Genomic DNA, 21,396 nt, shown 5'->3' with positions numbered 1-21,396 from the left:
GGCGGCTACGACGCTACATGTACTGACCGAGCCCCGTCTGTTCCTGCCCGGACTTGACCTCGTCCCACGAGACGTCGAGCGCCTCGAGAATGCGGGCGATCGGTCCCTTCAACGTCTTATCGAGCATCTTGTCCCAATCCACCTCGAACTCCTCGGGGATCTGGTCCGCGTACTCGAAGCAGATGACGTCCGGGTTCCGACGGAACTCGCCGTACAGCGGGTCCTGCGACGGGTCCAGACCCAGTTCGCCCTCGACGCGCGTGAAGAAGTCGGCGTGGACCCGGTCGAGGTAGAGCCGCTTCGGTTTCGACCCGCTCTGGAAGTTCGTTCCCAACAGGAGGTTGGCGTACTTCGCGCCCCGAACCTGTGCGGTGTCGGTGTCGTAGTTGTCCAGTTTCTTCCCGATGCCGCCCGGGATGCCCACGTCGTCCAGGTCGACGTTGCCGTCCTGGTAGTCCTCGATGACGTCGGCGACGTAGGTCTTGAGGCTCTCCCTGTCCTCCCCGTGGACGATGCGGTCGATGACGTCCTTCTGGACGCGCTTGGTGATGGGCGCGATGTCCGAGCGCTGGTACTCGAAGCCCGTGATGTCGATGTCGTCGACGTGCTTGCCCTCCTTCCAGACGATGTGGCCGGCGTAGCGCTTCTTCTTGCCCGCCTGGAAGAACCGGCGGTAGAGCTTCTCGAACTCGATCTGGAAGCGGTGGTCGTCGGCGTTGAGGCGTTCGCTGGCGAAGTCGTCGTAGGAGGCGTTTATCGTCTCTTCGACCTCGAACCCCTTCTCGATGGTCGCCGCGATGGTTTCCAGTTCGTCGTCGGCCATCTCGGGATGCTTCTCGCGCATCTCGTCGGAGATCGTCACCTCGCCGTCGACGTCCTCGGGACCGAGGTCGCCGAGTTGGAGCATGACGGAGTCGGTGTCCCCGTACGCGACCTCGTACCCCTCGTTCTCGACCACTTCGTCGGTGTAATCGATGACCTCCCGCCCGGTGGCGGTGACCGCCGCGCCCATCTCCTTGTCGTAGAGGCGGAACCGGTCCCACCCCAGCACGCCGTACAGCGAGTTCATGATCACTTTCACGGCCGCCTGCTGACGGTCGTAGCGCTCGTACTCGGGGTCGCTCGGACTGTGACTGTTCCGCCGTTCCTTCTTCTCCTCGCGCTCGGTCAGGAGCTCGTCGACCATCTCCCGGATGACGCCGTCCGGTTCCTTCCGGAAGTGGGTGCCGTTGGGCGCGCGGTAGGTGTCGCCGTCGTAGGCCTCGGGGTCGACTTTGGTCTCCGGGCTCGCGTTCGTCGTCACCATGCACATCGGATACAGCGACTTCAGGTCCAGCACCGTGACGTTCTCGCGGACGCCCGTGATCGGGTCGAAGACCGCCCCACCCTCGTAGTCCTCGCTCGCCTGCTGGCCCTTCGAGGGCAGGGCGTACTCGCCGTAGAGCTTGTGGAGGACGTACATGTCGACGGCGTCGCCGGGCGTCGTCGCGTCTTCGAGCTTACAGCCGACGAACGTGCGGACCTCGTCCCAGAAGTCGATGATGTCCTGCTCCCGGTCGAGTTCGACGCAGAGTTCCACGTCCCGGAGGTTGTATTCGAGGAGGCGCTCGGGGTCGTCCTCCCAGAGGTCGCCGATGTCGCCGGTGTAGCGTTCCTTGCCGGCGCCGAGTTCCTGTTCGCCGACGGCGTCCAGTCGGTAGGACTCGAGTTCGGTGAACTGCGTGCGCTTGTAGGCGTACAGCAGGTCGAAGACGACCCGACCCTTGATGTCCGGGCCGTTCCAGTCGCTCCGCCAGACCTCGTCGACTCGGGAGAGGCGGTCGATGTCGAGGTCGTAGTCGTGGTCGTAGCTTTGGAGTTCCTCGATGCGATCTAAGAGATAGGGCGCGTCGAAGTCGTCGAAGTTCCATCCGGTCAACACGTCCGGGTCGGTGGTCTCGACGTACTCGACGAACGCGTCGAGCATCGCCTCCTCCTCCTCGAAGACACGCACGTCGGCCTCGAAGTCGGCGTCCTCGCGGATGGGGTCGTACTCGGCGAGCGCCTCGGGCCCCTCGATACCGTCGGGGGACTCGTAGAGCCAGACGATGTACTGGTCGTCATAGGAGTCGTGGGAGGTGAGACAGACGATGGTCTCCTCGCCGTCCTCGGGGAACCCCTGTCGGTCGTCCACCTCGATGTCGAAGGTGTTCACCCGCGGTTCGGCGCTGGCGTCGACCGGCGTCACTTCCTCGTGGTGGACCTGATAGCTCCCGTCGTCGAGTTCGCGGGCCGGGACCCGAACGCCGCTCGTGATGTCCTTGTCGATGAGCAGGCGGTTCGGGAAGAGGATGTCGGCCTCGTAGTGGTCGAAGTCGTCCCGCATCTGGCCCACGTCGCGGGGCGTCTGTCCGAAGATCTTGCGGAGCCGCTCGCCGCGGATCGACTCGTAGGGGTCGCCGTCCCCGTCGGCGTCCTCCCATCCGGTGATGCTGTCGTACTGCCGAAGCCGGTCTTCGGTCGCGCTCGCCACCGGCGCGTAGAAGTACGGTTTGAACTCGTAGACGCGCGCGTGGACGGCCTCGTTCTCGTCGGTGCGGCCGAAGACGTGGACGACGGGAAACTCGTCGTCCCCGCTGCTCTCGACCGTGTAATCGACCTGCGTCACCACGAACTCCACCGTCTCCTCGACCGGCGGGAACTGCTGTTCGTCCACGTCGACGACGCTCGCCCCGGACCCCCCGTCGCCGGCGACGGCCGCCGCTTCGTCGGCGACCGGTCGCCTCCCGTCGCCGTCGCCATCGCTCGGCGCGAAGTCCCCGAGCGCTCGCTGGCCCTCGTCACTCATGCTTGCCCACCCTTCGAGACGCCCCATAAAAACGTCGGCGGTCGGCCGCGTTTGACGCAGGCAGAAAGTATATGCCATACAATGACATACGACCTGCTGACGCCCCTATGTCGCATCACGCATCTCCCGACGGCCAGTCGGATCGGGCGGACGACCTTCGGTCGGAGCCTGCGCTCCCGGACGCAGTCCAGACCACCGAGACGTACGAGACCGAAGAGGGGACAGTGTTCTACGACGCGCAGAACCCGCTCGCGTGGGTCCAGACGGACACCGCCGTGCCGCTGAGCGAGGTCGCCTAGAAGTCCTTTTATCGGTCGCGGTTCGACTCGGTACCGTGCTAGACGGTCCCGACGAGGGCGACCCGGACGCCACGGAGAGCGTCTTCTCCGAGAAGAGCCCCCACGAACCCGAGGAGTTCGACCCGGATAGCCTCGGCCCGGATATTCCGGAAGCGCCCAGCGCCCCCGACGGCAGCGCCGCCAGCGACACGGCCGCGCTGTTCTGGAAACTCGTCGTCGTGTTCAACGTCGCGCTGCTCGCGCTCTCGGTGGGACCGATGTTCATCTTCTTCGAGGGGAACACCGACCTCGGGCTCCGCATCTTCCTCGTCGGGCTCGTCGCCTTCGGTTACGGGACCTTCCGCTACGTTAGGTTCCGTCAGAGCCGCGAGAGGAGCGAGGAAGACGACGGAAGTAGCGACGCTACCGCCGACGACGCCGACGACGCAGCCACCGACCACAACGGCTAACCGCGCGAGTCGGCTACCGCCGGTATGCGTACCGTTCGCGACGAGTCCGGCACCCGCTACCTGTTGCTGAAAGAGTCCAGCGACGCGAGTCTCGTCCGCGACCCCGAGACCGGCGCGGAACGCCACGTTCCCAACGACGACCTCGAACCAATCGAGGGCGAATCGCCGCTCTCGACGGCCGCGAGCGCGGTCCCCGACGCCGTCCGGACCGTCGTCACCGCCGCCCACGACGACCGGGCGCTCGGCCTCCTCGTCGAGTTGGACGCGCGCGGCCCGCTCTCGGTCCAGCAACTCCTCGATAGCTACGACCTCTGTGAGAGCGACCTCCACGGATTGCTCGGCGAGTTCCGCGCGGCCGGACTGCTGGAAGAAGCGACCGTGGCCGGACAGCGGGGCTACGACGTGACGGAGACGGCGAGCGAAGCCGTCGCGTCTCTCACCGGACGCGAGTGAACCGGGTCGAGGCAGGCCGCCTCAGGCCAGTTCCGCGACCGTCTCCTCGATTCGCTCGACGCGGTCGACCCGCGAGCGGTTCGAGGTGGCGTTCTTCTCGACGCGCACGAGGTCGTCGGCCGCGCCGACGAGCTCCTCGTCGTGACTGACGACCAGAATCTGCTCGACGCCGACGTCGTCGCGCATGTACTCGATCAGGTCGAGCAGCTGCGTGACGTGCCCCGAGTCGAGGAAGACGGTCGGTTCGTCGAGGATGAGCGGCGGCATCGGCGCGGACCCCTCGATTCCCTCAGCGAGCAGCCGGTAGATGGCACAGCGCAGGCTGAGGTTGAACAGCGCCCGCTCGCCGCCGGAGAGCTGTTCGGGTTCCAGCGGTTCGCCGTCCTTCTGGAACACGGTTAACTGGTACTCGCCGTCGAGTTCGATGCGGGCGTAGGAGTCGTTCTGGTACACCAGCGAGAACGTCTCGTTCAGCATCCGTTCGAGCGTCTCGACGTTGCGCTGGCGCAGTTCCGCCCGGAGCGTACCGTACATCTCCTGTAGCTGTTCGGCCTCGTCGTACAGGGATTCGAGCTTCTCGACCTCGCCGGCCAGCTCCTCGCGGCGCTCTCTGAGCGAGTCCAGTTCGTCGAGTTCGTTCTCGACGGCCCCGATGGCGCTCTGGAGGTCGTCGCGCTCCTCGCGTAGCTCCTCTAGCTTCGCGTCGGCCTTCTCGATGTAGTTCTCGGCGCGCTGTCTCTCCGAGAGCGCCTCCTCGATGCGGGACTCGTCGACCTGATCGGTCAGTTCCCGCTTGCGCTCGCGCTTCTCGGCGAGGCGTTCCCGGCGCTGGTCGTTCGTCTCGCCCAGCCGCGTGCGCGTCTCGCGGCGCTGTTCGATCTCGCGCTCGCACTCCTCGACGTCGGCGAGCAGCGTCTCGACCCGTTCCAGTCGCTGGATGGCCGTCTTGACCCGCTGGCGCTCCCGGTTGCACTCGGCGATGACCGACCGGCAGTCGTCGGCCGCCTCGCGCTTCTCGGTGGCTTCTTCGCGCTTTTCCTCGGCCTGTGAGTCGAGGTCCGCGGCGTCCTCGCGCAGTTGTTCGACCCGCTCTTCGTCGGCCGCCAATCCGGACTCCTTCTCCTCGACCAGTTGGACGACGTTCGAGCGGTTGTCTTCGAGCGTCGCCAGTCGGTCGGCGGCGTCGGCGAGCGACTCCGCGCGTTCGAGTTTCGACTCGAGCGTCTCGACAGTTTCGCGGGCGGATTCGAGGTCGGCCTCCAGTTCGGCGACGCGCTCCCGGTCGTCCTCGATGGACTCGACGTGGGGCGACTCCTCGACGTCTTGCCCGCACTCGGGACACTTGCCCTCTTCGAGCAGTTCCTCGGCCTCGCGGAGCGACTCGCGCTCGCTCCGCAGTTTCGTCTCCAGTTCGGTCACTCGCTGTCGGGCCTCGTCGAGTTCGGCGGCCACCTCCTCGCGGTGGTCCTCGGCGGACTCGCGGTCCACCGTTGCGTCCGCGAAGCGGGCTTCGAGCGCCTCGATTTTCTCGTCGATGTCGTCGAGTCTGTCCCGGCGGTCCGCGATGGTCTCGCGGGCGTCTTCGAGAGTCGACGCGACCTCGTCGGCCTCCTCTCGCTTCGCCTCGGCGCGCGATCCGAGGTCTTCGGCTTGCTCTTCGAGCGAGTCGGCGGTGCTGTTGTGCTCTTTCGCCTCGACGCTCTGTTCGGTGATGCGCTCTTGGATCTCCTCGTCGCGGTCCTGTAACTCGTCGAGGCGAGCATCGACCGCATCCGAGTCGGCCTCGTCCAGCTCGCTCTCCGCGACCGTCTCGCGCAGGTCGTCCGAGAGCGATTCACGCCGCTCTTTCAGTTCCGAGATGCGCGTTTCGAGATCGTTCCGTTCGCTCTCCGCCTCGGTGATCTCGGTCTCCAGGTCCGAGATCTCCTCGCTCAGTTCGTCCAGTTCGGTCCGGCGCTCCTCGTACTCCTCTAAGACGGCGCTGGCTTGCTCCAGCGTGTCCGCGGCCGATTCTCGCTGTCCCTCGATGCGCTCGATCTCGTCCTGGGTGTCGTTCAGTTCGCTCTCCAGCCCGTTCAGGCGCTCGTGGAGGTCGCGGTCCTCTTTCGTCTGGATCTGTTCGTCCAGTTGCGAGAGACGGCTCTGCTTGTCCTCGCGGACGCGCTTGACGCCGACGCGGGCGTCGCTGGCCCGTTCGCGGTAGGTCTCCAGTTTGCCCAGTTGCAGGAGGTCGTCGAGCATGTCCTGTCGCTCGCCCGGCGAGGCGTTGATGAGCTTGTTGACCTCGCCCTGCCGGACGTACGCGCAGTTGACGAACGACTCGCTGTCCATCCGCAGGAGTTCGGTGACTCGCCGTCGGACGGCGCGAGCGCCCTCGAACGTCTCCTCGGGCGTTTCGAGGACGCACTTGGCGGTCGTCGCCCGCTCGCCGGTGTTGCGCACGCGGCGCGTGAGGTGGTAGTCGCCGCCGGCGTGGGAGAACCACAGGTCGACGGTGCAGTCGTCCGCGCCGATGGTGACCACCTCGTCTAAGTTCTCGTCGATGGCCTTCGACCCGTAGAGGGCGAAGAAACAGGCCTCGAGCAGCGACGACTTCCCGCTGCCGTTCAGGCCGTGGATGACGGTGACGCCGGGAGAGAGCGTGAGGTCGGCGTCGTCGTAGCACTTGAAGTTCTCCAGTGCGACGCGCTGGAACCGCATCAGCGGCCCCCCCTCACAGGAACTCCCCCATGCTGGATTGGTCCTCGGCGTCGCGCTCGTCGGCGCTCGTCGTCTCTGCGCTCGCGTCGCTCGCGGGTCGCCCGTCGGCCGTCGTCTGTCCCCCGTCGGCCTCCGCCGCCTTCGGTTCGCCGTCCGTCGATTCGTCGCCCGTCGACTCGTCGTCGATAGATTCGTCGTCCGTCGACTCTACGGCGGTCAGCGCGTCGGGGTCGTCTTCGACGAGCTCCTGCACCCGATTTTCGACCGTGTCCGCGACGTTGGCGTCCGCGACTTTCGAGGCGCGGACCGTCTCGTCGATGTCCCGTGCGGCCCCGCTGAGACCGAGTTCGCGGACGCGCTCGGCGACGGCGTCGTCCGGGTCGGCGAAACTGACGCTCGTCTCTCGCTCGTCGGCGGCGAGTTCGCGGTGGTCGGTGACGCGGGCGACGAGCGCCCCCGCGTCCAGCGCGTACTCCTCGACGCTCGCGGGAGCGATCGGGTCGCCGTCGCCGTCGATGCTGACGATGACGACGGCGTCTTCCACGTCGTGTTCGCCGACGCGGCTCCGAACCCGTTCGACCCCCTCCTCGGGACCGAGTTCCACGTCGACGAAGACGAACTCGCGGGTGTCGATGCCGCGGCGGGTGATGCGCGTCTCGCCGTCGAACGTGACGATGTTGTAGCCGCGGTCCTCGCGCTCGCTGGCGCTCGCCCGCTCGGTCGACCCGCAGTAGGTGACCCACGATCCCTCGATCTGTTGCTTACCGGGGTCGTGATTGTCGCCCAGCAGCATGGCGTCGAACTCCACGGAGGACTCATCGAGGATCTCCGCGGCGTCCCAGTCGCCGTAGTCGAACGGCTGAAAGAGGCCGTGCGTGACGAGGGCGGCGTGGTCGGCGTCGTGGGCGGCGAAGTCGTATTCTAAGTCCTCACGCTGGGAGCGGGGGACGAAGTCGAGCCCGTAGAAGGCCGTATTGCCCACGACGGTCGGCTCCGCGTCGAGGCGCGTCGCCAGCCCAAGCGACTCGTAGAGGTCGAGCCACTGCGCGTCGCGCTTCGCCTCGTGGTTGCCCACGACGGCGAGAAACGGAACGTCGGCCTCAGCGAGTTCCTCCAAGACGGAGAGCGTCCCCATGATGTCGGAGAGCGTCGGTCGGCGGTCGTGGAACAGGTCCCCCGCGTGGACGACGGCGGCGACGTCGCCCTCGATCGCGTCACGGACGACCCGACGGAAGGCGTCGAGGAAGTCCTGCCGGCGCTCGGGTACGTGGTACTGCTGGTACCCGACGTGCGTGTCGCCGGTGTGTATCACCCGTGTCATCTGTCGGATCGTATGCCAGCGGTTCCTAAAGAGGTGTCGTGACCGCGGTGAAAGTAGTTCGGCGACCGCGAGACCGCGAGGTCGCCGCCGCGCCTATAACGCCCTCCATCGAAGGCGAGGGCATGGCGACGCAGCTCCCGGCGTCCGAGTACCGCGGCCGCATCGAGATCGTCCGTCAGTACCTGGCCGAGACGGCCGCCGACGCCGCCGTCTGGTTCGACGCGACGGCCATCGAGTACGTCACCGGGTTCGCGCACATCCAGACCGAACGGCCCGTGGCGCTCGCGCTCACGCGGGACCGCATCGAGATCACGGTGCCGCGACTGGAGGTCGAACGCGTCGAATCCAACGAGCGCATCGACGCCGTCCACCACTACTTCGACTATCCGGGGGGTCGACCCATCGAGACGGCCGCCGAGATGCTCGATACCCTCGGCGTCGAAGGCGTCGTCGCCGATTCGGACGGCGCGCCGGGCGTGATGGGCTACGACGGTCCCGCCCTCTCGGAGTTCGTCGACGTCGAGACCCAGTCGTGGGTCGACCGGATGCTCTGGGAGAAGACCGACGCCGAGATCGACTGCATCCGCGAGTCCGCGCGCTGGGCCAACCTCGGCCACCGCTACCTCGCGGACTACACCGAGGTCGGCGCGCATCCGGCGACGGTCTCCCAGCGGGCCTCGACGGACGCCTCGCGGGCGATGCTGGACACGCTGGGCGAGAGCTACGTCGAGCGAGTCCGCGGGAGCGGCCCGGTCCACGCCGGCTACATCTCCGGCGAGGAGACGGCGCTCCCCCACGGCCACACGCCCAACGAATGGCTCTCGGAGGGCGACGTGCTCGTCACCGGCGCGTCGGCCAACGTCGACGGCTACCACTCCGAACTGGAGCGGACGATGTTCGTCGGCGAGCCGAGCGACGAACAGGCCCACTACTTCGAGCTGATGAAGGAAGCACAGGACACCGCCATCGACGCGCTCGGCCCCGGCGTCGAGATCGCGTACGTGGACGAGCAGGTGCAGGATTTCTTCCGGGAACAGGGCATCGTCGATCTGGCGCGCCACCACGTCGGCCACAACATCGGTTTGGACGGACACGAGCCGCCGTACGTCGACCGCGGCTGGGCCGACGCCGACCACGTCACCGACGACGACGCCGAGATGCAACCGGGGCAGGTCTACACCATCGAACCGGGCGTCTACACGGAGGACGCCGGCTATCGCCACTCGGACACGATCGCCATCACCGAGGACGGCATCGAATGGCTGACGTTCTTTCCCCGCGACATCGAGGCGAACACCATCCGAACGTAGGCCGAGACATCGGCCTCCGGCGGTTCCGTTCAGCGCTCCTCGGACCGGCCGTCGGCGACCGACCGGAACCGCTCGAACGCCGCCAGCGCCGCGCGGCCCTCGGTCGCCAGTTCGCTCACCTCGCGCTCGGCCCGTTCGACGGCCGATTCGAGCGCGGCGAGGCCGACGTCCTCGACGAACTGTGCGGCCGCCTCGACGTCTTTCGTCGCCGTCGCTGCCCGCTCGATGACCGCGCGATAGTCTTCGGACTCATCCCCGTCGTTCGCACCCGCCTCTCGCTCGGAAGTCGCCCGGACGAGCGAGCGTCGGTCTCCCGCGTCCGACTCGGCCGCCGTCTCACCCTCGCCGCCGGCGAGCGCCGCGAGCGCCGCTCTCACCTGTTCGTCGTCGGTCACGGGCCGTCTGGGCCCGTCATCACGTAAGAAGGCTCGCACTGTGACCCGAGGCGAGAGTTCAAATACCAACGTGAGACCACGCACGGCTATGACCGACACAGAGACCCTCGAAGAGCGCGTTCGAACCGTCGAGCGCGCCGTCACCGACGGTGACCGCGAGTTCCCCGAAGCGACCGACCTCGCCGACCTGCAGGCGCGCGTCGAAGCTGTCGAACAGCGACTCGGAGAGTTAGATGACCGAGCGAGCGAACTCGAAGCCGCGACGCAGGCCCTCCGCGGATACGTCGGGAACGTCCGCTCGGTCAACCAGGACGTCGAACGGCGTGCCGACGCCGCGCTCGCTGCTGTCGAAGAACTGGAGCGGCGATTCGACGGCCGACAGCCGCCCGCCACCGAAGCCGCGACCGCCGAACGGGGCTCGGCCGAGAAACCCGCCCGAGCCGAGACGGCCGCGTCAGCCGACGCGACGACGCCGGCGGAGACTCCCGCAGGGGCGACCTATGGCACGGGTGACGCTTCGGCAGCCGAGACCGACGCGCTGCGACGCCGCTCGTCCGGCACCGACGCGGCCGACCTCGCCGCCTCGACTCGCGCCGACGATCGCGCCGACTCCCGGCAGGACCCCGGCGTCATCGAACGGATTCGGTCGGTACTGTGATACTCCGGCTCGCTCTCGGCGTCGCGCTCACCGCGGCGCTGCTGTCGGTCAGCGCGCCGGCTCTCTCGACGGCGCGGGCCGACGCGGCCGACGCCACCGTCGAGCGGCAACTGTCGGCGCTCGCGGAACGCCTCGGGACGATGGTCGCTATCGACTCCCCGACGCGGGGACCCGGCGCGCGCCGCGTCGTAACCGTGAACCTCCCCGCGGACGGTCCGGCGAGCGCCGCCGTCGCCGAGCTTCGCTTTCACACTCGCCGGGGCGTCGGGTTCGCTAGTTGGCGAGTGCGCGACGCATCGCACACGCGACGCCTCGTCGACGTTCCGATTCGACCGGTCGACGGACCGTTCTCGATCAGCGACTCGGGCGGCCACCGCCTCGTATTCGCGCTGGAACTGCGGGACGGACGGCGGGTCGTGACGGTCCGCCGACTGAATGCTCTGGAAGGCGAAGGCAGTATGGAAGGTAGTGCCGGAGGGAGCGTCGATGCGTAGCTGGTTCACGACCGACAGCGGCGACGGGGACGCCGACTGTCGCTGTTCGGCGGCCTTCGAAGGGGACCGACTCGTCGTCTCGGCCGAGGACTGTCCGGAAAGTGGGCATCTCGGCGAATCGCCGGCCTGTCGAGCGACGGTGATCGCGGCGCTCGGCGACGCCGACGTGGACGCCGTCGTCGCGACCAGCGACGGCGTGGAGCGCGCGTATCTCGACGATTCGCCCGCGCTCCTCGTCGCGGCCGGTCGGTTCGCGACTCGCGTCGAACCGATCGACGAGCGATTGGCGATGCGGGCTCGCCGCGAACCGCTGTCCGCGGCGACGGAAGCCGCCGGTCGTGCCGGACCGGTCGCGGACCTCGTGGCAGAGACCGGTCTCTCGCTACTCGCCGAGCGAGCGACGGCCGAGAGCGGGCTCGACCCGTACGTCGGACCGACGGTGAGCGACGCCCGCGTCGCCACCGCGCCGCCGGCGAACGCCTCGCTCCGCGACCGGCGAACGGTCGAGACCGGCGCGGTCGTTCGTCGATACGAATCGCCCGACGCGCTCGACACCTACCACGTCCGACCGACGGAACACGAGTTCGATCCCGAGACGACGCGACTGCTCGCCGAAGCCGTGGACCGACTCGCGTCCGCTGCCGGCGAGCGCGTGACGGCGCACGAAGCGGCCGACGCCGTCACTGAGGACGGGACGACGGCGGCGGCGGTTGCGGCCGTGCTCCGGAAACACACTCGGGGACTCGGTATCCTCGAAGACCTGTTCGCGGATACCCGCGTCTCGGACGCGTTCGCCACCGCTCCCGTCGCCGACACGCGACTGCGCGTCGAAGTCGAGGGCGAGACGATGCGGACGAACGTGCGGCTGACGAGCGAGGGGGCGCGGGCGCTCGCGTCGACCTTCCGACGGACGAGCGGCCGAGCGTTCTCGCGGGCGAGTCCGACGCTGGACGCGACGGCCACCGTCGCCGGGAGACGGGTTCGCGTCGCCGGCGTCGGCGAACCGGTCAGTGACGGGCTGGCGTTCGCCTTCCGCGCACACGACGGGACTCGCTGGCGGCTGTCGGAGTTCGTCGGGAACGGCACCCTCTCGCCGGCGGTCGCCGGGTTACTCTCGGTGGCCGTCGAGCGCGGTGCGGCCTGTCTGGTCGCCGGCCCGCGCGGGGCGGGGAAGACGACGACGCTCGGCGCGCTCCTCTGGGAACTCCCGCCGGCGGTCAGAGCTATCGTCCTCGAGGACACGCCGGAGCTCCCGGTCTCGGACCTCCAGAGCGAGGGCCGAGACGTTCAACCGCTGCGGACGGCGAGCGGAGATGGCCCGTCTATCGACGCCGCCGAGGCGCTTCGAACCGCGCTCCGACTCGGCGACGGCGCGCTCGTCGTCGGCGAAGTGCGCGGTGAAGAGGCGAGCGTTCTCTACGAGGCGATGCGGGTCGGCAGCGGCGACAGCGCGGTCCTGGGGACGATTCACGGTTCCGGCGGCGCGGCCGTCCGCGAACGCCTCGTCGCCGACCTCGGCGTCCCCGAAAGCGCGTTCGCCGCGACCGACCTCGTCGTGACGCTCGCGCCGCCGACGGACGAGGCCGGGCGAGGCGTCGCGGCCGTCGAGGAGGTGATCGACCGCGGCGACGGCGTCGGCTTCGAGCCGCTGTTCGAGCGGGACGGGTCGGGGCGGGCGACGGCGACCGGCCGACTCGCCCGGGGGACGAGTCACCTCGTCGAATCGCTCGCTCACGCCGGCGAGTCCTACGAGCGCGTCCTGGAGGTGATTCGAACGCGGATGGAATCGTTCGCGGACGGTGCGCCGACACCGGTCGGGTCGGTGACTACGGTCGCCGCGACCGACGCGGCCGAGGACGGACGATGACGGAGCGAGCCGCGTCCGAGGGACTGCGACCGGCGTGGGACGACTTCCTCACCGTCCCGACAGAATACGAGCGAGCGTGCCGATTCTTGGGCGTCGACCGCGACCCGGCACGGCTCCTCGGCGCGAGCTACGCGCTCGCGGTCGGGTTCTGGCTGGCTGGACTCGCCGTCCTGTCGGTCGGGACCGGCGGCCTCGCAGTGCTAGGGGGTGGTACCTGTCTCCTCGCGGCGGTCGGCGTCGCGCTCGCGGGGCGCTACGGGGTTCCGCTGGCCGCACGGGCGCGACGCGTCCGAGCGCTCGGGGCCGCCCCCTCGCTGGTCGTCACGCTCGTCCTCGGCGTGACGCTGTGGCCCAGCGCGGAGCGAGCGACGGTCTTCGCTACGGCGGCCAGCGACGGACTGCTGGCCGACCGACTACGGCGACACCGGCTTCGGGCGCGCGGGACGGCGCGGAGCGGGGTACGCGCGTTCGCGGCGGCGTGGGACGATCAGTTTCCGGCGCTCGGGCGAGCGGTGAGGTGCGTCGAACGAGCGGCCGTCGTCCCCGCAGCCGAGCGCGCGGCAGTGCGCTCGACGGCTCGACGGTACGTCCTCGACGGGACGCGCGAGGAGATGGCGCGCTTCGCCGCCGACCTCCGCGCGCCGGCGACCGGGCTGTACGCTTTCGGCGTCCTCCTCCCGCTGGCGTTCGTTTCGCTCCTCCCGGCGGCCGCCGCGGCGGGCGTCGCCGTCACGCCGACGTTGCTCGCCCTGACGTACGGTGTCGGCCTCCCGAGCGGGCTGGTCGTCGCCAGCGGGTGGCTACTGGCCCGGCGCCCGGTCGCCTTCCCGCCGGCGACCGTGCCGCGGAGTCACCCGGACGTCCCGTCGACGCCGACGCCAGCGCTCCTCGGTGGCGGCCTCGCGGCCGTTTTCGGCTGGCTAGTCGGACATAGCGTCGTTCCGGGATGGGGGACACCTATCACCGCGCTCGGCGCGGGCGCGGGGACGGCACTGGTCGTCCACTACCGACCGGTGAGGCAGGTACGCGAGCGCGTTACGGCCGTCGAGGAGACCCTGCCGGACGCGCTGTCGGCCATCGGACGGCGCGTCGACCGTGGCCTATCGGTGGAGGCAGCGATCGCCGAGACGGCCGAGGTGACGGCCGACCCGCTCGCTGCTCTGCTCGACGCGACGCTCGCCCGCCAGCAGCGGCTCGGTTGCAGCGTCGAGTCGGCGTTCCGCGGGGATCACGGCGCTCTCGACGAGTTGCCGAGTCCGCGACTCCGACAGGCTGCGACGCTGCTGGACGCGGCCGCATCCATCGGGCCACCGGCGGGCGACAGCGTCGCCACGATGGGCGACCACCTCGACGAACTCGCGGCGGTCGAACGGGAGACGCGCCGGGACCTCGCACAGATCACCGGGACGCTCTCGAACACCGGCGCGCTGTTCGGGCCGCTGGTCGGCGGCGCGACGGTGGCGCTGGCGGAGTCCATGCGGAGCGGCGGCCCGATCGAAGCCGTCTCGGCCGGTCACCTCGGCCCGGTCGTCGGCTGGTACTGCCTCGTCCTCGCAGCGGTCCTGACCGCGCTCTCGACGGGGCTCCACCGGGGGCTGGACCGCGCGCTCGTCGGCTACCGCGTCGGACTGGCGCTCTGTTCGGCGACGGCGGTGTACCTCGTCGCCGTCGTCGCCACCCGTCTGCTCGTCTGACCACGAGTTTAAATCGGAGAACGGGGCCACCCAGTCGCATGCTCGAGACACACGCGGAGACGCCGTTCGTCTGGGTGGCGCTGGCCGCTGTCAGCGTCGCCGTTCTCGGCGTCGTTGTTGAATCGCCTTCGACAGCACCACCAGACGCCGCCGCGACCGCGGCGACAGTCGACGAGATCGCTACCAGTCCGCCGGGGTCGGTCGCCACCCGCGACCTGACTGCTACCGAGTGGACGCTGACGAGTCGGCAGGTCGGGTTACGGGCTGACGGCGGCACCGCTCACGCGACGTTTCTCAGGTCCGTCGTCCCGGCCGTCGAGGGACGACTCGCGGCCGCGCTGGACGGTCGCCGTCCGTCGGAGCTGTTCGGGTCACCGGCGGGGTTTCGTCGAGCGGTCGAGCGCGCCGAGACCGGAACTGCCGCCGGCGAGTGGCGACCGGCACCCGAGCGAGTGACCGTCAGGCGAGTCGCCTGGGGAGGCGTCGATGTCACGCTCGTCGGCTAGGGGCGCGACCGAACCGCTCGCGGCGCTGGTGGCAGTCTTCGCCGTCTCAGCGGGACTGGCGCTGTACGCGGGCGTCCTCGACGACGCGCTGGCGGCGACGAGCGGCGAGCGGAACGTCGCGGCCCCGACCGCCGACGCCGTCGAGCGACACCTGACCACCGCCGGCGTCGTGGACCCGGAACGACTCGATGGGGCGCTCTCGGCGGTTCCGACCGGTTACGAAGCGAACGTCACGCTTCGGGCCGAACGTCGCTGGAGCGTCGGTCCCACGCCGCAGACCGACGCGTCCCGCGACCACCGGACGGTGAGCGTCGCGCTCGGCCCGGCGACCGTTCGCCGCGGCACGCTCAGGGTGTGTGTCTGGCGATGAGTCGCGCGACGAGCACCGTCCTCGACGTGACGCTGTTTCTGCTGTTGCTCGGTGCCGCGGCGGCGGCCGTCCTCGGCGGCGTCGCGGACGACCCGACGGCGAGGAGCAACCCGGCCGCCGATCAGGCGGAACTGCTCGGTACCAGCACCGCTCACGTCAGCTACGCGCTGGAACCGCCGGGGTCGCCGCCCGACTGGACCGCGAACGCGACGGCGCGCCACCGGCGCACCGCTCACGGCACCGTCGCCCAACTGCTCGCCGACGCCGCGATGAGCAACGTCGCGGTCGAGAAGCGACGGCTATCGACGGCCGGGACCGACTTCGAGCGGGCGGTCGCCGAGACGACGCGCTCACGCCTCACCGAACGACGCGAGCCGGGCCGAGTCAGCGCGGTTCGCGTCCGCTGGGAACCGTACCGCGGCGCACCGATGGCGGCGACGACGCGCGTCGGCGAGCGACCCCCGCCCACCGCGGACGCGCGGGCCGCGACGCTGACGGTACCGAGCCCGATGGCCGACATGCGCGAGCGTGCGACCCGCACCGCCCGGACGAGTGGGTTTCGCGGGGTCGCCGCCGTCGTCGCCCGCGCCGTCGTCGACGGCCTGTTCCCGCCCTCGCAGGTCCAACTGGCCCTGCGCGGCGACTACCCCGCCGATACGCTGATGGCGACTCGATACCGGCGGATGGCAGCGCTTACCGACGCCGGGCGGCTGCCTGTTCGGACGGAGAACGCGACGCGACTCAACGACCGGCTGACGGCGTCGCTCACCGATACCTTCGAACGGGACATGCGCGCCCGGTTCGGCTCGCCGCGGGCCGCGGCCGGTACCGTCGAGACCGGCACCGTCCGAATCACGGTCAGGACGTGGTCGCCGTGAGAGACGACACGCGGGGCCGCGTTCCCTTTGCTCTGCTGGGCGTCCTCCTGCTCGTGAGCAGCCTCACGCTCGCGCCGACGCTCACCCCCGACCCGGTACCTAGCGACACTGCTGTCGAGCGCACGCTCGACCGGGCATCGGCGGCGACGCAGACCGCAATTCGAGACGGGGTGGCGACCGCCGGTCGCCGAGCCGCCGCGAGTCCGGTACTCGAACCGGCCGATACGCCCGCCGGACGGGCGCTGAACGACAGTCAACCCTTCCGGGATGCGTTGCGGTTGCGGGTGTATCTGCAGGTCCGCGACCGCCTCCGGCGCGTCGAAGCGACGAGCGAGGGCGTCGAGGCCACGGCGAGTCTCCCGGCTATCGAGACGACCGAGGGCTATCGAAACGCTATCGACCGAATCACTGTCGAGCGCGCGGGGGAGAACGACACAGCCCTGCGAGCGACCGTCGAGAACGTCACGCTGACCGCTCGGCGCGGCGACCGGGTGCTGACTCGCCGGGATATCTCCCCGACGGTGACGGTCACGACGCCGGTGCTCATGCTCCACGACCAGATGGAGACCTACGAGACGCGACTGTATGCACCGATAGATCACCCTGGGCTGAGTCAGCGCCTGACCGCGCGGCTGTATCCGATGGTGTGGGCGCGCGGCTACGCCCAGTTCGGCGGCGTGCCGATCGAGAACGTCCTCGCTAACCGGCACGTCAGCCTCGCGGCCAACGGCGCGCTACTGGGCGTCCAGCGGTCGACGTTCGGCCGGAGCGATCCGAACGGCCGCCAGGCGCTCACCGAGGCGACGGCGATGACCGGCCTCGAGGACCTTGTCACTGGCTCCGGGTTCGGCTGTCGGGGACGGTAAACGACGCGCTGAAACGTCCTATCGCACGGCCCCGAGAGCCGGTCGTGAATCGAACCGCCTCGGCGACGCGAACAGTGGCGCGCGAGGCGCTCCACGTTACCGTCGCTAACGCGACAGAACACCGGGCGAAGCAACTGGCGAAGAAGCGGTTCGGCGAGGAGGTCCTGCCCGCGGGACTGCCGATCGCACCGTGGCTCGGCCCCGTCTCGTGGTACGCGACGACGAACCTCTGGTGGGTCTCCGTCGAGGGCGAGTACGCCCGCTTCGCGGTCGCCGCGAACCACGGGACACCGACGACGCCGGGCGCGACCACGACCTACGTCCGCGACGGCGCGACCGTTCGACTAGACGTGGACGACGACGACGAGCGCGAGGTACTCGGGCGGAACGAACGACTCCGGTTCCGCGCGGAGACGGGCGTCGTGGTCGTCGTCGGTCCCAAACCGCGCGGCGTCGGCGACAAGGACGGACAGGCCGTCGAGACGTCGGCTGGGTGGCCAAACGCCGGGAAGTGAGGTCACCGGTCGGACGCCGAGAGTGACACCGACAAGTACCCCCCGGCCGTACCGACGCCCATGCTCAGAGCGGAGTTTCCCGAGGCGGGCGAGCGGTCGCCCGACGAGTTACTCGCGGCCTACGAGTCGATGCTCGCGGCCGCGGTCGAATCGGTCGGCGTCGAGAGAGTCGTCGAAGAGACTGATCTGGACGAGACGACGGTGCGACGCGTCGCGGACGGCGACGCCGCCGACCTCCCCTTAGAAGAGGCCGCCGCGATCCTCGGGACCGGCCCCGAGTATCCCGACGCCGACGCCGTGCAGGCGGAGGCACAGGACATCCTCCTCATGGGGATGACGACGGCCGTGATGGACGTCGAGTCGCTGGCCTCGGGTATCGACGACGAGATGGAACCCAAAGAGATCCAACAGAAGATAGAGGGTCGTTACCCGATGACGCTCGCAGAGTACGCCGTGCTTCACAGTTACATCGAGGGCGAACAGCGGTAACCATGCGGATCGCCATCCTCGGCTGTGGCTACGTCGGAATAGAACTGGGTCGACAGTTGCGAGCCGACCACGACGTCGTCGGCGTCCGGCGCTCGGACGACGGCGTCGCGGCTATCGAAGAGGCCGGCTTCGACGCGGTACGGGCCGACGTGACCGACGCCGACGCGCTGTCGGCCGTCCCGGACGCCGACTGGGTGGTCTTCGCGGCCAGCTCCGGCGGCCGCGGGGCCGAGGCCGCCCGCGAGGTGTACGTCGAGGGCCTGCGAACGGCTATCGACCATTTCTGGTCGCGCGACGACCCGCCGGAGCGACTCGTCTATACCTCCAGTACGGGCGTCTACGGCGACCACGACGGCGACTGGGTGGACGAGGAGACGCCGCTCGACCCGCAGACCGAGAAGACCGAGGTGCTGGCCGAAGCCGAGCGCATCGCCCGCGAACGCCCGGTCGAACGCGGCGGCCACGGATCGGTCGCTCGCTTCGCGGGGCTGTACGGTCCCGACCGGTATCGGCTGGACCGGTATCTGGAGGGGCCGGTCACCGCGGGCTATCTCAACATGGTCCACCGGGACGACGCCGCCGGAGCGGTGCGGTTCCTGCTGGAAGGAGGCCACCGCGAGGAGGTCGTGCTGGTCGTGGACGACGAACCCGTCGAGAAGTGGGCCTTCGCCGACTGGCTCGCAGAGCAGTGTGACGTGCCGTTCCCCGAGAAACAGACCAAAGACGAGCGGCTGGCCGAAGATGACCTCTCGGAGACGGCGAGTCGACGCGTCCGGACGAGCAAGCGCTGTTCCAACGAACTCCTCCGATCGCTCGGCTACGACTTTCACTATCCGACGTTTCGAGAGGGCTACTGGCCCGCAATCGAGGCGTATCTGGCAGCCTAAACCCGGGGGAACCTTCTTATCGCATCCGGAACCATCTACCTACATGTTACTGGTGGCCGCCGGAGAGCTGGCCGCGCTGGCGGAGGGGGCAGCCGCGTACGCCAGCGACAACCCGTTCCAGGTCGCCGGGATCGTCGTCGCGCTCCTCGTCGTCGTCGGTGCGGTGGCGTTCGGATACCGGTATCTCACGCGGACACCGGCCGAACGGCTCCAGTCGGTCCTATCGGGGTACGAGGAGATCGCGGTTCTGATGCATCCGAATCCGGACCCGGACGCGATGTCGTCTGCGCTGGCGGTCCGACAGCTCGCGTCGGCCGTCGACACGAACGCGGCGCTCTACTACCCCGGCGAGATCCGGCGACCGGAGAACCGCGCGTTCGAGACGGTACTCGACCTCGATTTCGACCGGGTCGAGACGGTCGAGGACATCGCCCCGTCCAACGTCGTGCTGGTCGATCACAACGAGCCGCGGGGGTTCCCGGGGGCCGGCGACCTCGACCCCGTCGCCGTCGTCGACCACCATCCCGGTGACGGGACAGGTGAGCGGTTCACCGACGTCCGAACCGACACCGGGGCCTGTGCGACCATTTTCGCGGAGTACTTCGAATCGCTGAACTGGAACTTCTACGACGTCGACACGGCGCTCACCGACGGCGGCGTCGATACGGCCGGCGTTCCGGACCACGCCGTTCCGAGCCACGTCGCGACCGGGATGGTGTACGGCATCCAGTCGGACACCCGGTCGCTGACGAACGGCTGTTCCTCCTCGGACTTCGCCGCCGCGGCGTACCTCTACGAGGGGATGGACGGCGACCTGTTGAACCGCATCGCCAACCCGCAGATAGACGCCGAAGTGTTGGACGTGAAGGCGCGAGCGATCACCTCCCGCGTGGTCCGAGCGCCGTTCGCGTACAGCGACGTCGGCAAGGTGTCGAACACCGACGCGATCCCCCAAGCCGCCGACGAACTGGAGCGGTTAGAGGGCGTCTCGGCCGTCGTCGTCGTCGGCGAGAGCAACGGAACGCTCCGCATCGCCGGCCGCTCGCGCGACGACCGGGTCCACATCGGACGGGCCATCGAGGCCGCCGTCGAGAACATCCCGATGGCCGAGGGCGGCGGCCACGCGCGGATGGGCGGCGGACAGATCCCCGTCGAGTATCTGGAGGGGCTCGGCCCGAGCGACGGCGTCTCCCGGAGCGACCTACAGAAGCGCGTCTTCGATTCGATGTCCGGCGAGCGCTGAGCCCGGCGGTCGTCGCCCCGTCGGAATCTCGCCCCTTTTGCCTCGTCGTCTCGAAGCGGTGGTATGGCAACACGCGAGGGGACCTGGGCGTACCGGGACGACCACGACGAGTTCGCACGCACCTTCTATCGCCGCTTCGGAGACGGTATCGTCTCCAGCATCGGCGTCGGCACGTATCTGGGCGACCCGACCGACGAGCGAGACGACGCCTATCACGACGCCATCGTGACCGCGCTGGAGTCGGGGGTCAACGTCGTCGACACCGCGATCAACTACCGCCATCAGCGCTCCGAGCGCGTCGTCGGTCGAGCGCTCTCCGACGCCGACGTGGACCGAGAGAGCGTCGTCGTCGCCACCAAGGGCGGGTTCGTCCCGTTCGACGGCGAACGGCCCGACGACCCGGGCGAGTTCATTAGGTCGGAGTATCTCGATACCGGCATCGTCGACCGCGATGACCTCGTCAGCGGCCAGCACTGCATCGCTCCGGACTTTCTCGACGACCAGTTGGACCGCTCGCTCGACAACCTCGGCGTGGACGCGGTCGACCTCTACTACGTCCACAACCCCGAGACGCAACTGGCCGAGAACAGCCGCGAGGACGTGTACGATCAGTTAGAAGCGGCGTTCGAGCGACTGGAGGAGCGGGCGGCCGACGGCGACCTGAACCACTACGGCGTAGCGACGTGGGAGGCCTTCCGCGTCCCGCAGTCCCACGACAGCTACCTCTCGCTGCCCGAGGTCGCCGAGCGGGCCAGAGCGGCGGCGAAGACGGTCGGCAACACGGCGACGCACTTCCGGGCCATCCAGTGCCCGTTCAACGTGTTCATGGCCGACGCGTTCAGCGTCGAGGCGCACGAGGGGGCCGACGGTGCCCAATCGGCGCTGTGGTTCGCGCAGGACGCCGGCCTGAACGTGTTCACGAGCGCCTCCATCATGCAGGGCCGACTCGCGGAGGAGATGCCGGAGAGCGTCGAGGCGAAACTCGACGGCGAGACCCGCGCCCAGCGCGCGCTCAACTTCTCGCGGAGCGCCCCCGGCGTGACCTGCTCGCTGGTCGGAATGGGGAGCGTCGAACACGCGCGAGAGAACGTCGACGCCGGCCGGTACGAACCGCTCGGTGCGGACGCCTTCGACGCCGTCTTCGAGTGAGGAGACGACCGCTCGTAGAGCCGACT

At 69.2% G+C, this 21,396-nt stretch carries 21 protein-coding genes; 17 read left to right on the top strand and 4 right to left on the bottom strand.

Translation table 11 applies throughout. The features are described 5' to 3' along the window. Positions 1-13 precede the first annotated feature (13 nt). A complete protein-coding gene (locus EGH23_RS01150; protein ID WP_220578199.1) occupies positions 14-2,827 on the bottom strand; it encodes a DNA-directed DNA polymerase in 2,814 nt (937 codons plus the stop codon). A 107-nt stretch (positions 2,828-2,934) separates the two neighbouring features. On the opposite strand from EGH23_RS01150, the gene EGH23_RS01145 reads away from it, so the two are divergent. Genes EGH23_RS01145 through EGH23_RS01135 form a run of 3 tightly spaced genes read left to right on the top strand, consistent with a single transcriptional unit; the run spans position 2,935 to position 4,028 of the window. Next, positions 2,935-3,126: a DUF7331 family protein gene (locus tag EGH23_RS01145; protein ID WP_220578198.1), complete on the top strand. Its 192-nt coding sequence runs from the start codon at positions 2,935-2,937 to the stop codon at positions 3,124-3,126. Positions 3,127-3,161: 35 nt separating this feature from the next. Next, positions 3,162-3,575, top strand: coding sequence for a DUF7322 domain-containing protein (locus EGH23_RS01140; protein ID WP_220578197.1), 414 nt, complete (start codon positions 3,162-3,164; stop codon positions 3,573-3,575). 24 nt (positions 3,576-3,599) lie between these two features. Further along, the gene (locus EGH23_RS01135) at positions 3,600-4,028 is read left to right on the top strand and encodes a DUF7346 family protein (protein ID WP_220578196.1); all 429 of its coding nucleotides are present in this window, start codon (positions 3,600-3,602) and stop codon (positions 4,026-4,028) included. A 21-nt stretch (positions 4,029-4,049) separates the two neighbouring features. On the opposite strand, the gene rad50 is transcribed toward EGH23_RS01135, so the two are convergent. Both rad50 and mre11 read right to left on the bottom strand, forming a co-directional pair. Beyond that, the gene (gene rad50 / locus EGH23_RS01130; protein WP_220578195.1) at positions 4,050-6,728 is read right to left on the bottom strand and encodes a DNA double-strand break repair ATPase Rad50; all 2,679 of its coding nucleotides are present in this window, start codon (positions 6,726-6,728) and stop codon (positions 4,050-4,052) included. A gap of 13 nt (positions 6,729-6,741) precedes the next feature. Then, positions 6,742-8,049, bottom strand: a complete 1,308-nt coding sequence (gene mre11, locus EGH23_RS01125) for a DNA double-strand break repair protein Mre11 (protein ID WP_220578194.1) — start codon at positions 8,047-8,049, stop codon at positions 6,742-6,744. A gap of 122 nt (positions 8,050-8,171) precedes the next feature. Here mre11 and EGH23_RS01120 point away from each other — a divergent pair, with 122 nt between their 5' ends. Beyond that, on the top strand, positions 8,172-9,359 hold the full coding sequence (locus tag EGH23_RS01120) for a M24 family metallopeptidase (protein WP_220579199.1): 1,188 nt from the start codon (positions 8,172-8,174) through the stop codon (positions 9,357-9,359). 29 nt (positions 9,360-9,388) lie between these two features. On the opposite strand, the gene EGH23_RS01115 is transcribed toward EGH23_RS01120, so the two are convergent. After that, positions 9,389-9,754 carry a DUF7966 family protein gene (locus EGH23_RS01115; RefSeq protein ID WP_220578193.1) on the bottom strand — a complete coding sequence of 122 codons (366 nt, stop codon included), beginning with the start codon at positions 9,752-9,754 and terminating at the stop codon, positions 9,389-9,391. A gap of 88 nt (positions 9,755-9,842) precedes the next feature. Between EGH23_RS01115 and EGH23_RS26230 the strand changes: the two genes are divergently transcribed. The 13 genes from EGH23_RS26230 (at position 9,843) to EGH23_RS01050 (ending at position 21,370) form a co-directional block, all read left to right on the top strand. After that, the gene (locus tag EGH23_RS26230) at positions 9,843-10,412 is read left to right on the top strand and encodes a DUF7310 family coiled-coil domain-containing protein (protein WP_236044586.1); all 570 of its coding nucleotides are present in this window, start codon (positions 9,843-9,845) and stop codon (positions 10,410-10,412) included. Beyond that, a complete protein-coding gene (locus EGH23_RS01105; protein WP_220578192.1) occupies positions 10,409-10,906 on the top strand; it encodes a DUF7311 family protein in 498 nt (165 codons plus the stop codon). The genes EGH23_RS26230 and EGH23_RS01105 overlap by 4 nt, the downstream gene beginning before the upstream one ends. After that, complete coding sequence (locus tag EGH23_RS01100; RefSeq protein ID WP_220578191.1) at positions 10,899-12,773, top strand: ATPase, T2SS/T4P/T4SS family; 1,875 nt, start codon at positions 10,899-10,901, stop codon at positions 12,771-12,773. The genes EGH23_RS01105 and EGH23_RS01100 overlap by 8 nt, the downstream gene beginning before the upstream one ends. Then, positions 12,770-14,467, top strand: coding sequence for a type II secretion system F family protein (locus tag EGH23_RS01095; RefSeq protein ID WP_220578190.1), 1,698 nt, complete (start codon positions 12,770-12,772; stop codon positions 14,465-14,467). The genes EGH23_RS01100 and EGH23_RS01095 overlap by 4 nt, the downstream gene beginning before the upstream one ends. Positions 14,468-14,505: 38 nt before the next feature. Continuing rightward, positions 14,506-14,973 carry a DUF7283 family protein gene (locus tag EGH23_RS01090; protein WP_220578189.1) on the top strand — a complete coding sequence of 156 codons (468 nt, stop codon included), beginning with the start codon at positions 14,506-14,508 and terminating at the stop codon, positions 14,971-14,973. Then, a complete protein-coding gene (locus EGH23_RS01085; RefSeq protein ID WP_220578188.1) occupies positions 14,954-15,343 on the top strand; it encodes a DUF7285 family protein in 390 nt (129 codons plus the stop codon). The genes EGH23_RS01090 and EGH23_RS01085 overlap by 20 nt, the downstream gene beginning before the upstream one ends. Continuing rightward, complete coding sequence (locus EGH23_RS01080; protein ID WP_220578187.1) at positions 15,340-16,221, top strand: DUF7284 family protein; 882 nt, start codon at positions 15,340-15,342, stop codon at positions 16,219-16,221. The genes EGH23_RS01085 and EGH23_RS01080 overlap by 4 nt, the downstream gene beginning before the upstream one ends. After that, entirely contained in the window at positions 16,218-17,087 is an 870-nt protein-coding gene (locus EGH23_RS01075) for a DUF7286 family protein (RefSeq protein WP_220578186.1), read from the top strand. Before EGH23_RS01080 ends, EGH23_RS01075 begins: the two co-directional genes overlap by 4 nt. Next, entirely contained in the window at positions 17,072-17,602 is a 531-nt protein-coding gene (locus EGH23_RS01070; protein WP_425433198.1) for a DUF7286 family protein, read from the top strand. Before EGH23_RS01075 ends, EGH23_RS01070 begins: the two co-directional genes overlap by 16 nt. A gap of 60 nt (positions 17,603-17,662) precedes the next feature. Then, a complete protein-coding gene (locus EGH23_RS01065; protein WP_220578184.1) occupies positions 17,663-18,091 on the top strand; it encodes a DUF5791 family protein in 429 nt (142 codons plus the stop codon). A 2-nt stretch (positions 18,092-18,093) separates the two neighbouring features. Beyond that, positions 18,094-18,978, top strand: a complete 885-nt coding sequence (locus EGH23_RS01060) for an SDR family oxidoreductase (protein WP_220578183.1) — start codon at positions 18,094-18,096, stop codon at positions 18,976-18,978. A gap of 43 nt (positions 18,979-19,021) precedes the next feature. Then, positions 19,022-20,221 (top strand): DHH family phosphoesterase, encoded by a 1,200-nt coding sequence (locus EGH23_RS01055; RefSeq protein ID WP_220578182.1) that lies wholly within the window; start codon positions 19,022-19,024, stop codon positions 20,219-20,221. 63 nt (positions 20,222-20,284) lie between these two features. Continuing rightward, positions 20,285-21,370 carry an aldo/keto reductase gene (locus EGH23_RS01050; RefSeq protein ID WP_220578181.1) on the top strand — a complete coding sequence of 362 codons (1,086 nt, stop codon included), beginning with the start codon at positions 20,285-20,287 and terminating at the stop codon, positions 21,368-21,370. The last annotated feature ends 26 nt before the right edge of the window (positions 21,371-21,396 follow it).

This window comes from Haloarcula nitratireducens, from assembly GCF_019599505.1.
This window is presented reverse-complemented; position numbering and strand designations above follow the sequence as displayed.